At 38.2% G+C, this 13,698-nt stretch carries 10 protein-coding genes; 5 read left to right on the top strand and 5 right to left on the bottom strand.

Translation table 11 applies throughout. The features are described from left to right. Window positions 1-176: 176 nt before the first annotated feature. A complete protein-coding gene (locus AEQSU_RS10525) occupies window positions 177-1,949 on the bottom strand; it encodes an ABC transporter ATP-binding protein (protein WP_014782843.1) in 1,773 nt (590 codons plus the stop codon). A gap of 256 nt (window positions 1,950-2,205) precedes the next feature. On the opposite strand from AEQSU_RS10525, the gene AEQSU_RS10520 reads away from it, so the two are divergent. The 4 genes from AEQSU_RS10520 to AEQSU_RS10505 all read left to right on the top strand — a co-directional run bounded on the left by AEQSU_RS10520 (window position 2,206) and on the right by AEQSU_RS10505 (window position 6,276). Beyond that, window positions 2,206-2,619, top strand: a complete 414-nt coding sequence (locus AEQSU_RS10520) for a BLUF domain-containing protein (RefSeq protein ID WP_014782842.1) — start codon at window positions 2,206-2,208, stop codon at window positions 2,617-2,619. 104 nt (window positions 2,620-2,723) lie between these two features. Continuing rightward, window positions 2,724-3,686: a tRNA dihydrouridine synthase gene (locus AEQSU_RS10515; RefSeq protein ID WP_014782841.1), complete on the top strand. Its 963-nt coding sequence runs from the start codon at window positions 2,724-2,726 to the stop codon at window positions 3,684-3,686. A 23-nt stretch (window positions 3,687-3,709) separates the two neighbouring features. Next, the gene (locus tag AEQSU_RS10510; protein WP_014782840.1) at window positions 3,710-4,636 is read left to right on the top strand and encodes a ClpXP adapter SpxH family protein; all 927 of its coding nucleotides are present in this window, start codon (window positions 3,710-3,712) and stop codon (window positions 4,634-4,636) included. Between the two features lie 182 nt (window positions 4,637-4,818). Continuing rightward, window positions 4,819-6,276 carry an FAD-dependent oxidoreductase gene (locus AEQSU_RS10505; protein WP_014782839.1) on the top strand — a complete coding sequence of 486 codons (1,458 nt, stop codon included), beginning with the start codon at window positions 4,819-4,821 and terminating at the stop codon, window positions 6,274-6,276. A gap of 59 nt (window positions 6,277-6,335) precedes the next feature. On the opposite strand, the gene AEQSU_RS10500 is transcribed toward AEQSU_RS10505, so the two are convergent. Continuing rightward, window positions 6,336-8,288 (bottom strand): M1 family metallopeptidase, encoded by a 1,953-nt coding sequence (locus AEQSU_RS10500; RefSeq protein WP_014782838.1) that lies wholly within the window; start codon window positions 8,286-8,288, stop codon window positions 6,336-6,338. 269 nt (window positions 8,289-8,557) lie between these two features. Here AEQSU_RS10500 and AEQSU_RS10495 point away from each other — a divergent pair, with 269 nt between their 5' ends. After that, on the top strand, window positions 8,558-9,304 hold the full coding sequence (locus AEQSU_RS10495; RefSeq protein ID WP_014782837.1) for a DUF6503 family protein: 747 nt from the start codon (window positions 8,558-8,560) through the stop codon (window positions 9,302-9,304). Between the two features lie 123 nt (window positions 9,305-9,427). Here the strand turns inward: AEQSU_RS10495 and AEQSU_RS10490 are convergent, their stop codons facing one another. The 3 genes from AEQSU_RS10490 to AEQSU_RS10480 all read right to left on the bottom strand — a co-directional run bounded on the left by AEQSU_RS10490 (window position 9,428) and on the right by AEQSU_RS10480 (window position 13,631). Then, window positions 9,428-11,899, bottom strand: a complete 2,472-nt coding sequence (locus tag AEQSU_RS10490; RefSeq protein ID WP_014782836.1) for a M14 family metallopeptidase — start codon at window positions 11,897-11,899, stop codon at window positions 9,428-9,430. A 72-nt stretch (window positions 11,900-11,971) separates the two neighbouring features. Further along, window positions 11,972-12,202, bottom strand: a complete 231-nt coding sequence (locus tag AEQSU_RS10485) for a hypothetical protein (protein WP_014782835.1) — start codon at window positions 12,200-12,202, stop codon at window positions 11,972-11,974. 52 nt (window positions 12,203-12,254) lie between these two features. Then, entirely contained in the window at window positions 12,255-13,631 is a 1,377-nt protein-coding gene (locus AEQSU_RS10480; protein ID WP_014782834.1) for an MATE family efflux transporter, read from the bottom strand. Window positions 13,632-13,698: the final 67 nt, after the last annotated feature.

Raw genomic sequence — 13,698 nt, 5'->3', positions numbered from 1 at the left:
GTTACGGTTTAAATACTATTCTCTAAAAATTTGGAATTGCAATGCTGTTCCTTTTCTTCTGTTTAGATTGATTTGGTTTGCGGTTGTTTCGGCACGAGCGGGACGCTCGCGCTAGCGATCTTGTTGATATTTTTTATTACTTCACTGGCGCGGGCGTCCCGCCCGTGTCCTCGTACCTAAATCTTCGCCTGGTAAGTATACAACTCAAAATACCTACCTTCCTTAGCAATCAATTGGTCGTGGGTTCCGCGTTCAACTATATGCCCAGCTTCAATAACTAAAATTTGGTCTGCCTTTCTAATGGTACTTAAACGGTGCGCAATAACGATAGTGGTTCTGTCTTTAACCAATTCCGCCAAACTTTTCTGGATCAATGCCTCACTTTGGGTATCTAAACTTGAAGTGGCTTCGTCTAAAATAATGATTTTTGGGTTTGCTAAAATAGCACGAGCCATTGCTAATCGCTGCCTTTGTCCGCCAGAAAGTTTTACGCCTCTTTCGCCAATTAAGGTATCCAAACCATTATCAAATCGGTCTGTAAATTCGTTTACATAGGCTGCCTTTACCGCGTTTTGTAATTCGGCTTCCGTGGCATTTGGTCTTGGGAACATGATGTTTTCACGAATAGTGCCTTCAAATAAAAATTCATCCTGCAAAACCACGCCTAAATATTGGCGGTAGCTACTTAATTTAACTTTCGATAAATCTTGATTATCAACAGTAACTTTTCCATATTGCGGCGTTAAAAATGTAGCTGAAAGTCCAGCAATGGTAGATTTTCCAGAACCTGAACTTCCCACCAAAGCAGTTACAGAACCCGCGGGCGCTTTAAAACTAATATTATGCAAGATCTGTTTTCCTTCTTCATAAGAAAATGAAACATCATTAAATTCAATATCACCTTTTAGGGTATTTAGTTTAATAGTTCTGTTTTGGTTATCCTCTTCGGCAGTCATATTCATCAGTTCTTCCGTTCTATCCAAACCCGCCAATGCTTCCGTTAACTGACTTCCTATATTGCTCATCTGAATAATGGGCGCAATCATAAACCCAAGGATTAGGGTGAAGAATAAAAAATCTCCGGTGGTCATATCACCAATCATCATATAATAACCACCCATCCCTAAAATTCCCGTGGTGGCTACTCCAATTAAAAACGTGGAAGAGCTCGTCATTAAAGCGGTTGCCGTTAAACTCTTTTTTACGTTTTGGTATAATTGATCCACTCCTTTTTCAAAAACTACATTTTCTTGTTCTTCGGCATTAAATGCTTTTATAACACGAACTCCCGCAAGTGTTTCAGTTAACCTTCCGGTAACTTCGGCACTAATTTTACCACGGTTTCTAAAAATAGGACGAATAAATTTAAAAGCTTTTAAGGCTACAACCCCAAATATGGAGAGCGGCACAAATACAAAAAGCGTCATCCAAGCATTTAGTTTTATTAAAATAATTAATGAAACTACAGCCGTAAATGTTCCACCAACCAGTTGTACCAAACCTGTACCGATGAGGTTTCGAACGCCTTCCACATCGTTCATTATTCTTGAAACCAAAGCGCCGGATTTGGTGTTATCAAAAAAACTGATCGGTAATGAAAGCACTTTTTTCTGAACTTGAGACCGCAATTCACTAATTAAATATTGCGCTTGTACACTTAGTATTCGGGTAAGTAAAAATGAGGTTACTGCCTGAATTGTGATGGCACCAATTACTATGGCGATTAAAGTATATAATTGCGACATATCTTTATTGGGAACAACATCATCCAACAATACTTTGCTCTGCCAAGGTAAAACCAAAGCGGACAAACTTTTAATAACAATCAGGAACAATCCTATAAAAACCAACTTTCGCCTAGGCCAAATTATCGTTTTGAACGCCTGAAGCATCGTAACTTTTGGCTGTGATGTATCTTTATTTTTAGTTGTTTCTTTAAAATGCTGCATATTTCTTTTAAATAATAGAAGGTGCAAAAATAGACATTAAAGGAGGGTAAAAATGGTTAGAGTTGATTAAAAGTATTTGAATGTTTATTGCTTATGCAATTTTGGAAATGGAACCAAGAACAAAGAACAAAGAACCAAGAACCAAGAAAACTGAAACCTGAAACTAGAAACTAAATATTCTTTTCGTTTCAAAACATATAAGACAAGTCCCCAAAAAAGTTGTATTTTGCTATACAACCAACCTAAAAAATAACTTATGAAACGTTTATACACTATATGTTATGTAAGCAAAGCATCGGAAAATACTACAAATGACGATATAAAAGATATTTTTAAAGTTACTGAAAAAGCTAATAATGCAACTGGAATAAGTGGCATATTACTGCATTCCTTCGATAACTTTTTTCAAGTTTTGGAAGGTGAAAAAAGAGTTCTTGAACAGTTGTATGAAGATAAAATAAAGAGAGATACAAGACATAGCAATATTTATGAAGTGTTTAATAGAGATATGGAAACGCCAATATTTTCAACCTATCTTTCCCAATTTCTAACTATTACTACCTCCATACAACTAGATGATATTAGGAAATACCTAAACGCCAACCGGACTAATTCCATCTCTGAAAAGTTATCTCGGTTACTAAAACCTTTTATGATATTTGATGAATAGAGATTTCCTTTTATCTCGACGGCCTCAAAAGATCAGGTCAGCTACATTTCACTTATAAAAAACCAAAGCTCAATTGTTCTATCTTTGCTCCACTAAACTACAAGATGGCTTCCACCCTACTTTCATCCCCTTTGCAGGGTTTTACAGATTTCAGGTTTCGCAACGCCTTTAATCATTATTTTGGAGGGATAGACACGTTCTATTCGCCCTATATTAGGCTTAACGGAAAACTGAACATTAAGCAATCCTATCAGCTAGATATTTTACCTGAAAACAACACCACTTTAGAAGTCATTCCGCAGATAATTACCAACGATGCCGACGAATTTGTCTTCGTTGCCAAGTACGTTCAGAGTTTAGGCTATAAAGAATTGAATTGGAATCTCGGCTGCCCCTACCCGATGGTTGCTAAATCTGGAATGGGTTCTGGTTTGATTTGTAATCCTTCAAAAATTGACGACGTTTTACACAGAGCCCACAAAGAAACTGATATTTTGGTTTCAATGAAAATGCGAATGGGCTACGAGCATGCTGAAGAAATTCTGGAAGCCTTTACTATTTTAGACAACTATCCGCTTAAAAACATCGCTATTCACGCCCGTATAGGCAAGCAACTCTACAAAGGTCCTGTGGATTTAGATGCTTTTGAAAAATGTATCATTGGCACAAAACACAAATTGTACTATAATGGCGATATTACCAGCGTAACTGCTTTTAAAACTATTGAAGAACGCTTTCCAACGATAGATCATTTTATGATTGGTCGTGGTTTAATTGCGGATCCTTTTCTGCCGAGTATGATTAAAAATAATACTACTGAATATCCCGAAAACAGATGGGAGATCTTCTCAGAATTTCACGATACTATTTATAAGCAATACGACGAATATCTTTCGGGACCAACGCCCATAAAAATGAAGATGCTTGGTTTTTGGGAGTTCTTTTCACAGTCAACATCAAATCCTCAGAAAGCATATAAAGCCATCAAAAAAGCTTCGAATCCTATAAAATACAAACAGGCGGTGGCGCAGATTTTGAATGCGGAAATGAAAGCTGCAAGTCGCTAATTGAAAGTTATTATTACGAAAATATGAAAAACGAAACACCTAAAACCAATCCTCTTCTATGCGACATAGAAACCGGAATGTGTGAAACAACTGACGGAAATAAGGAAACTACATCTATAAACATTGTACAATCAACTAAGAAATCTGTAAAGCTAATTTACTATACAGACCCTATTTGCTCGTCGTGTTGGGGTATTGAGCCACAATTGCGTAAGCTTAAATTGGAATATGGCAATGCCATAGAGATAGAATATAGAATGGGTGGCTTATTACCAAATTGGAGTTACAACAGCGGTGGCATTAGCAAACCTGCAGATGTAGCCTCACATTGGGACGAAGTTAGTGTTCATTACGATATGCCTATTGACGGAGATCTATGGTTGGAAGATCCTTTAGACTCTTCTTATCCACCATCTATAGCATTCAAGGCAGCACAAATGCAAGATAATAAAAAAGCATTGCTATTTCTTCGTGAAATAAAAGAAATGGTTCTTTTACACAAAAAAAACATCGCCAAATGGGAACATTTAGCTACCGCCGCCAAAACTGTTGGACTTAATGTAGAACAATTGAAAACCGAATTTGAAGGTAAAGCAAAAGCCTTATTTGAAGAAGATTTAAAATTAGGAAAAGAACTTGGCGTAAGAGGATTTCCAACTATTTTCGTTGTAAATAATGCCGGGAATAAGGAAATTGTTTATGGCACCAGACCTTACGCTTTTTATGAAATGGCTATACTAAATTCAAATCCAAATGCCACTAAAAGTGAATACAGTAAAAATTGGGAAAACCTCTTTTCAATATACCCTACACTCACTGCAAGAGAGTATTCCGAACTATCAGGAACTCCAAGAAAAGAAAGTGAAAATGCCTTAAATGAATTAGTTTCAAAAGGATGTTTGGAAAAGCATACCACTAAAAATGGGGCAATTTGGAAATTCATAAACTAAATTTTCAAAGATTATGCTGAATAATACTAAATGGTAATGGAAAAATAGCCGCGAGCATCGGTTATATATTAATGAGCTTAATTGTGAATCGGTTTGCATATTCTTAACGACGCCATTGAAATTGAAGTAAATGAAACTAAATATATTCCTTATCCATCGTTCAATAAGTAATAAATAAAGAAGTGAAAAACACAGAAAATGAAGCCAATAGCTGGACTATCTGTAAGGAATGCCAAGGCAGCGGCAAAAAGCGCCGAAGACTTCGCAAAAAAGTGAAACTCCGCTACCAAAAGGAAGTTGAACAATTTGAAAAAACAAATTGCGAAAGCAAAGCTCCTGTTCGTCCCAAAGGTCATTTAGACCCCTGCACAAACTGTTCTGGATCTGGCTTGGTTTTGGCTGCCAGTTCTCCTATAGCAGATTCAGAAAACTACCCGCATATTGCAATTATTGGAGGTGGAATTGGCGGCGTTGCTCTGGCTGTAGCCTGTTTGCACCGTGGAATTCCCTTTATTCTTTATGAACGCGACAACAGTTTCGATGAACGATCTCAAGGTTATGGCCTTACTTTGCAACAAGCTAGTAAAGCGATTGAGGGATTGGGTCTTTTTTCATTAGAAGAAGGAGTTATCTCAACAAGGCATGTGGTTCATACTACAGAAGGGAAAGTTATTGGCGAATGGGGAATGAGAAAGTGGATAGAGAACGATGCAAAAACCTTTTCAAAACGCACAAATGTACATATTGCCCGACAGGCTCTGCGTTTAGCGCTACTTGAACAACTCGGAGGACAAAATGCAGTGCAATGGGGCCACCAATTAGTAGCTTTGAAGGAATGTGAAGATAATTGCGTTATGCTGAGTTTTCAAGTAAACGGAAAGATTAAGACTGCCAAAGCAGACCTTGTGGTTGGAGCCGATGGCATCCGAAGTTCTGTGCGAAGCTTGATTATTAATGAAGAAAATACTCCCTTACGTTACTTAGATTGTATTGTAATCTTGGGTATCTGTTCGTTGAAGTCTCTCGAAGGTCTTGACAGTCCGTTGTTAGACTCTGCCACTGTATTTCAAACCGCGAATGGCAATGAACGGATTTATGTAATGCCTTATTCATCAGACTCAGTTATGTGGCAACTTAGTTTTCCAATGCCGGAAGAAGAAGCGAAAGCTTTGAGCGCTAAAGGTCCTAAAGCTTTAAAAGAAGAAGCCTGCCAAAGAACACAGTGGCACACTCCTATTCCCCAAATTTTAGCTGCAACACAAGAAGCTCAGGTTTCTGGTTATCCAGTTTATGATCGCGAATTACTTGAACCGAAAATATTGGAGATAGCTGGTTCGATAACTCTAATTGGAGACGCGGCTCACCCAATGAGTCCATTTAAAGGACAAGGAGCAAATCAAGCGCTGTTAGATGCTTTGGCATTGGCACGTAAAATTTCAAAAGAGTGCAGACCTTTATCCAACTGGAGAGAAACTGGAATAAGAAAAAATATTTTAACTGAATTTGAAGTAGAAATGTTAAAGCGAAGTGCTTCAAAAGTGAAAGATTCCGCCGCCGCTGCGCAGTTTCTTCATTCTGAAATTGTACTTCATAAGAGTGACGCACCTAGAGGAAGATCCGTAAAGAGAAAAGAACTATAATCGCAAAACTCACTCTCAAATAAATTGAAAGAAAGCACCTTTATTCTATAGAATTAAAATTACCCCTTCCACTCATTATTACTCCTATCCATATCCGGTAATTGATTTTCAGCGTCTAAAACAATGTGCGTTATTTTTGAAGTGGTATTCACATGAAATGAAGCATCTTTCCCAAACTTCCAGATTTCCACAGGAACGGTAAACGTATGTTTTTTCCCGTTGCTTTCTTCAACAGAAACTAAAATAGGCATTACCATTTGCTGATTATTGGTTACGGTAATCGTGGCGCCATTAGCTTCCTTGCCTTCTGTATATTCCATTTTAGTAACGGCTTGGTCTAACTGCCAATTATGATAAAACCAACCGTTCCAAAACCAAGTAAGATCTTCTCCCGAGCTATTGTCTATACTTCTGAAAAAGTCTTCAGGCTTTGGGTGTTTGTAGGCCCACTCTTTTGTGTATTGTCTAAAAGAATAATCAAATTTATCATGACCTAAAATTACTTCGCGTAAAAGCACTAATCCAAAAGCAGATTTAAAATAGGCCAATGGATGTACATATTTATGATCTTGGTCGTCCGTTGGCGTCATCAAAGTGGGACCGTTTTTGGTGTCTTCAATAACTTTCACGATTTCATGGGCAGGGTTTCCTCCGCCTGGTGCGTATTCGCCATCGCGCTTTGGAGCAAATTCGCCTCCGTTAAAATCATCATGTGCATATATATCAATAAACGTATTAAAACCTTCATCCATAAAGGGATGACGACGTTCATCAGATCCTACAATCATTGGGTACCAAGTGTGCCCAATTTCGTGGGAAGCCAATAAAAACATATCGTAAGGCTCCACATCCCAATAATTGAAAGCCAAACTTGGGAACTCCATCCCGCCCACAGAACCTGCTACACAAGTAGCAACCGGATAAGGGTATTTAAACCATTTCGTGGAAAAATTCTCTACAGAGAACTTTAGCATTTCGGTAGATCTGGCCCAAGCTCTTTTATTTTTAGTAGAAGTTACTGGATAAACAGATTGTGCCAAAGCTGTTTTACCATCGGGAAGATTGATTTTGGCAGCGTCCCAAACATAACCGCTGGACATTGCCCAAGCAACATCGCGCGTATTTTCCATTCTGAAATGCCACGTAACCGTACCATTTACGGATTTTGTGACTGGCTTATTTAATTCGTCTTTAGTTCTTATAAAAACCGTTTTATCAGAATTTCTTGCTTGTTCAAGTCGCTGTAAAGTTTTGCTATTTAAAATGTTCTTTTCATTTATTAAGTCACCGGCACCCACAACCACTTGGTCTGCAGGAACGGTTATTTGGTAATCAATGGTGCCATAATCTAGATACATTTCGCCGCTACCTATAAAAGGGAGCGTGTTCCATCCGTAATAATCATCATAAACACACATTCGCGGATACCAATAGGAGAATTCGAATATCTTGCCGTCCTCAGAATCCATATAACCCGAGCGCCATCCGCCACTTTCGGGTTGAAGTGTGTACGAATAATCAATCGCCAATTGTATTTTCTCCTTAGGTTGTACACTGTTCTTCAAACGTATCTGCATTCTTGTTCCATCTACAATGAAAGGAACTTCATTCCATTTACCATCTTTTAAAAGTCTTATTTTGCTAATATCAAAGCCTTTGGAAGAATCGGGCTTACTATTTGGGTTTTGCAGTTTATTTCCCCGTGATTCAGTCTTTTCAGTGTTTTGATCCATTTGTAGCCAAAGCGCATCGAGTTGGTCGGGACTGTTGTTTGAATAATCTATAGTGACGTCGCCCTTTAGAAGCATATTTTCAACGTTGAAAGAGGCCTTTACCGTATAATCTGCTTCGTTTTGCCAATAGCCGGAACTGGGTTTTCCACTTGCGCTCCTAATATTATCGCCTTTGTATTGGTACAAATCTGTGACAAAGATTTTTGAGGGATCGTACTGAGATTTTGCTGTTAGGAAGATGAAAAAGAACAGCAGGAACAATCCTCCGGAAAGTTTCATAATGAGTTGTTTAAATTTTAGACATTCGAAGGTAACTATTCTTTAAAAAAAATGCTTCAAAAGAAATAAAACATTGTTAACTTTTTAAAATCTAGCTTAAAACTGGAATGACAGACTTATTAAACGCAAGGGACAAAAAGTTCAGTGAATGCTGCAACTATGAGTTTGATAAAAAAGTCAGTTTGATTGGAGAGCCATATTAGTTGAAATTTAAATAATCCACAATCTATTTACAAACATCATTCGTATCTTTGAAGAAATACCCTCCTATGCGCCTACTTCCTATAATTGGTTTTCTATTCGTCCTTCTTTCTTGTGAAGAAGAAAAAAAACAGCTCACCGCCCAGCAAATTGTTGATAAAACTATCGAAACCGCTGGTGGTGGAAGGTATGATGCTGCAACTATAAAATTCACTTTTCGTGATACTAAATTCAGCAGCCACAGACACAAAGGAAATTTTGAACTAACTCGCACCATTACCGATTCATTAGGTGAAACGCGAGATATACTCACGAATCTTGGTTTTGAACGTTTTGCAAACGAAACAAGACTTGTTCTACCAGATTCCATGGCCAGTAAATATTCCAATTCATTGAACTCTGTGCATTATTTTGTGCAGTTGCCTTATGGTTTAAATGAAGCTGCGGTTAAAAAAGAATTGGTTGGCGAAGCGGAGATTAATGGTAAAAAATACTACGAAATAGAAGTAACCTTCGCCCAAGAAGGCGGCGGATTGGATCACGAAGATATTTATATGTATTGGATAGAACAGGAAAGTTTTACTGTAGATTACTTCGCCTATAAATTTTATACCGGCAAAGGCGGAATTCGTTTTCGAAAAGCTTATAATCCCAGAAACATTAATGGTATTCGCTTTGTAGATTACCAAAATTACAAAGTTGAACCTTGGGAATCTGTAGATCTACAAACTGTTGACGAGTTATATGAAGCCGGAAAACTTGAGTTGCTTTCAGAGATTAAAACGGAGGATGTTTCGGTTACTTTTGTTAATTGAAGGCTTCGTTGAAAAATTTTTTTCTTAACCACAAAGGAGGCACAGAGTGCACTAAGTTTTCTTTGTGAACTCTGTGAAAAAACTCCGTGTTCTCTGTGGTTAAAATAATCTTCTAAGCAAATACTAATTCCCAGTACCTCCAAAGAAAATAGCATTCGCCAAAAACAGTTTCCCATTCTGCCAAAAGGAGCGAAAGGAAACATCATCCACCATATAAATTACACTACCTCTACCCTTTTTCGCTTCGGCAAAAACGATGGAGTTTTTTAATGAAGCTTTGGCCTTTTCCCCAGAAAATCCTGATACACTTTCGGGTTCTTCTATATAGCCAACGTTATAGCCATCACTTAAAAATTTATAGGAATCATTGCCAAGTTTTAAACTGTAATACGTATCGCCATATCCAAATGCCAGCGGATGGGTATTATCCAACTTCACTTTATAAATACTGCCCGTAATAAAATCTTTGGTACTTTCCAGTTCGCGTTGGGCGTAAGGAATCATATTGCCTAAAGTATCGTTCTCCTTTTCAGCTTTTTCGTCGCCATTCTCTTTTAAATCGAAACCTTCCTTTCCTTCAAAAGCACTTACTGCATTGCCTATTGCAATTACTCTTCCTCCTTTATTTATCCAAGGTTCCAGGGTTTTAAAAGCATCTTCTTTTAAAATGGATTTGTAATAACCGTCAGGAAGAATCAAAACATCGTAGTCGCTCCACTGAATTTTACCAATATCATCCGTATTTATTGATGTAATTGGGTATTTTAACTGCGTTTCAAAAAAATGCCAAAGCGCGCCGTAGCTTAGAGAAGAAGTTCCTTCGCCTTGAAGCATAGCTACTTTCTTATTTTTAATAAGATGAACGTATTGCGATCCAAAATCGGTCAGTTTATCTGCAAAACTGGTTGGTGATGCGTACAACTGACGATTCATTTGGTTTGCTAATTCTGTCACGGTTTTGTCAAATTCTGGATTCGTTTTATTATCACTTCGCGTAATAATCAAACTTCCGCGTCCAAAAGTGTTGCCACCAAAACCAAGTTCGTTTTCTGAAAAGCGTACTTTAATATTTGTTTTCAACAAAGCTGAAAGAAATTCCGCATCTTGAAGACTGTTCCATTTCGCAATATATCCCGCCGAAGTTGGAGAAGAAATATTATTAATTGTTTTGCTCGGTGCACTGTTATTCGCAGGAACCAAAGTTGCACTCGCCACTCCTTCCAGTCCGAAAGCGTACGGAAGGCTCCATGCCGTGATATCATAAGTTAGTGGCGTTGAGAGCGCTGCATTCGGTTCAAAAAGCACCTGTACCATTTTACCTTTTGGCTGATTTGTGCTCACAACCAAAGCGCCATTTGCGTTGAAAGAACCTTTTTTATTATCAGCATAATTGAAACCAGTTACAGTGCCGCCAGTTGCGTAACCGTACTTTATTTCGTGGCGGTCCAGCATTGCCGTCAAGGAATTTAGGTTGTCAGGATTGCCTTTTAGTACAAAACTTTTATACTTTAAATTATCATTTTTAAAGAATTTTTTGAATTCAGAATTAAGAGATGCGGCTTGTTGAGAAGCGACCTCAATTGTGGAAAGTCCCGCAGTGGTGTGATGCGCCACGCGATCCACAAGGGTTAGTTCAATTTCTTCATCATTTATAATTCCCAAACCTGCCATTCCGTGGCCAGCTTGTTCATAAGTCATTCCGATTGCGCCCATAAAGAGCGGATAGGTATCACCATAACTTGGGTACAACAAATCAAAACTTTCACGAGTGAAGAAAAGCCAACCGTTTTTGTCGAAATATTTAGCATTGTTTTTTCCAATTTTGTTTTGGAATTCGCGTTGCCAATCGCTAATAATTTCGTGGTAAGGTTCCGCTCCTGGCGCAAAATAATAAGGATTGTTTATATATTGCTCGTGAAAATCTACATGAATTTGAGGCATCCACTGATTATAAATTTTCAGTCGTTGTTGGGTTTCAACTTGGCTCGCCCATACCCAATCGCGGTTTAAATCGAAGAGATAATGGTTTGGTCTTCCGCCTGGCCACGGTTCATTGTGTTCTGTAGCATTACGAGATGAATTATATGGTGAAGCTTTTACTTGGTTGTACCAGTTTACATAACGATCTCGACCGTCAGGATTAACGCCCGGATCCATAATTATTACTGTGTTTTCTAACCAGTCTGAATGTTCTGTAATCAATTTATAAACCGTGTTCATTGCGGCTTCACTGCTGCTTGCTTCGTTACCGTGAACGTTGTAGCTTAGCCAAACAATTGCTTTTTCGGGAGATGATGAACCGTCTAAAACGCCGATATTCTTTAAATTATCAGTTCGTATTTGTTCAAGGTTTGCAATATTTTCTTCGGAAGAAATTACTGCGTAGGTTAATCTTCTACGTTCGTTGGTTTTTCCATAATCGAAATATTTCACCATTTTGCTATTGGCTGAAACGTGTTCAAAATATGAAACAACATCTGCATGGCGGGAAAACTGAGTTCCAATTTCATATCCCAAAAACTCCGATGGAGCCTTCAATTGAGCAAAAACAAGAACAGGAAAAACTAGAAATAAAATTGAAAAATAACGCTTCATTTTGAAGAAATTTAAAATTGCGAAATAGAGCTTAACAAGTAATTTTGGAATGATAAAGAAATATACAAGTCTCTAATCCTTATCATACATTGCAATCTCGCGATCGTAAAAGTCAGTTGCTTGTTGGATTAAGTTTTCGGCTTCGGCTTCTAATTCCTTTTGGTCTTCGGCATCAAAGTCTTCTAACCATTCCACTTCATCATTTTCAAGATTGATGATGAATCGTGGAAATTCAGTATGTATCACGAAAATCGCCGTGGGATAATCGCTGTTGTCTCCTAGTAAATATTTTGGGAAATCCATTTTTTTTGAGTTATGAGTTAAAAGTTATAAGTCTGTCTTCAAGCATCTTTCATCAAGAGCCCAACCTAATTAATTTCTTGGAAAGATAATTAAATCTGATGAATAACATGACGCCGCTTGCCGTTAGTCCTGCCAAAAGACCTATCCAAATCCCCATACTTTCCAGCGAGGTATGCATACTCAAATAATACGAAATTGGGAAACCAATAATCCAATAGGCTATAAATGTAAGTACCGTAGGTATTTTAACGTCTTGCATTCCGCGTAGTGCGCCTAAAGCAACCACTTGAAGGGCATCAGTAAATTGAAAAATAGCAGCGATAATTAAAAGTTGGGCGGCGATTGTGACAACTTCAAAGTTATCTGCAAAATCCTTAGTACTGTCATAATCGAGGAATATTTTAGGCAATTGTCCATTGAAGAGAATAAAACCAATGGCAAAAACCAGCGATAATAGAGAGGTCAATAAAAAGATAGAAATGGCGACACGACGCAGTTCTCGAAAGTTCTTCAAGCCTTTTTGGTTACCAACGCGAATCATTGCTGCCACGCTAAAACCCATTGCTACCATAAAGGTCATCGACGCTAAGTTTAAGGCAATTTGGTTTGCCGCCTGCGGATTCTTCCCAAGAATTCCAGAAAGCCAAACTGCGGAAGTGAAAATTCCCACTTCAAAAAACATCTGCATAGCCGAAGGAAAACCGAGGTTCAACAGTTTTTTTAGCATTTTTTTGCTGAGAGTGAATATTTTAATGTTCGTTACAAAAAAACGCGACTTCTCTTTTCGGCTTAATAAATACCATAAATAACCAACCATAACAACCCGTGAAACTAATGTCCCAATCGCAGCACCAACAACGCCCATTTCTGGTGCGCCAAATTTTCCAAAGATGAACATATAGTTGAGTAACACATTTACCAAATTGGCAATAATAGTTGCATACATTGGGAAACGCGTCATAGATAGACCATCGCTAAATTGCTTAAATCCCTGAAAAATAATTAGCGGCACTAATGAGGCAGCAACCAAAGTGAGATAAGGCATTGCCAGATCAACCACTTCTGGTGGTTGGCTCATCACGTACATTAAGGGTTTGGCGGCCATTACAATCCCAAAAAGCGCCAAGCCGAGAATAATACACAAAAACAAACCGTGTTTAAAAGATGATTTTCCTTTTGCGCGATTTCCTTCGCCATCGGCTTCTGCAACCAAAGGTGTAATAGCTGTAGAAAAGCCAACACCAATGCTCATTGCCACGAACATAAAACTGTTTCCAAGCGAAACGGCGGCGAGCTCTGCACTTCCCAATTGGCCCACCATAATATTATCCACCAATGCAACTACTTGGTGCCCGAGCATTCCCAAAATTACTGGGGTTGCCAGTTTGGTGTTGTATTTAAATTCGCGGGTGTAGTCTGAAAGAGCCAACTATAAAAAATTTTGCGCAAAGATAGCTGTTGTGTTTTTTAGAATTGAGCGGATTGGATTAAAAGTT

The sequence above is a fragment of the Aequorivita sublithincola DSM 14238 genome, from assembly GCF_000265385.1.
Taxonomy (GTDB): domain Bacteria; phylum Bacteroidota; class Bacteroidia; order Flavobacteriales; family Flavobacteriaceae; genus Aequorivita; species Aequorivita sublithincola.
This window is presented reverse-complemented; position numbering and strand designations above follow the sequence as displayed.

Coding starts and splice junctions, on each gene's coding strand:
- AEQSU_RS10490 (WP_014782836.1), bottom strand. CDS start 11,899: ATGAAGCGTTATTTTTCAATTTTATTTCTAGTTTTTCCTGTTCTTGTT.
- AEQSU_RS10520 (WP_014782842.1), top strand. CDS start 2,206: ATGAAACGTTTATACACTATATGTTATGTAAGCAAAGCATCGGAAAAT.
- AEQSU_RS10500 (WP_014782838.1), bottom strand. CDS start 8,288: ATGAAACTTTCCGGAGGATTGTTCCTGCTGTTCTTTTTCATCTTCCTA.
- AEQSU_RS10510 (WP_014782840.1), top strand. CDS start 3,710: ATGAAAAACGAAACACCTAAAACCAATCCTCTTCTATGCGACATAGAA.
- AEQSU_RS10525 (WP_014782843.1), bottom strand. CDS start 1,949: ATGCAGCATTTTAAAGAAACAACTAAAAATAAAGATACATCACAGCCA.
- AEQSU_RS10485 (WP_014782835.1), bottom strand. CDS start 12,202: ATGGATTTCCCAAAATATTTACTAGGAGACAACAGCGATTATCCCACG.
- AEQSU_RS10515 (WP_014782841.1), top strand. CDS start 2,724: ATGGCTTCCACCCTACTTTCATCCCCTTTGCAGGGTTTTACAGATTTC.
- AEQSU_RS10495 (WP_014782837.1), top strand. CDS start 8,558: ATGCGCCTACTTCCTATAATTGGTTTTCTATTCGTCCTTCTTTCTTGT.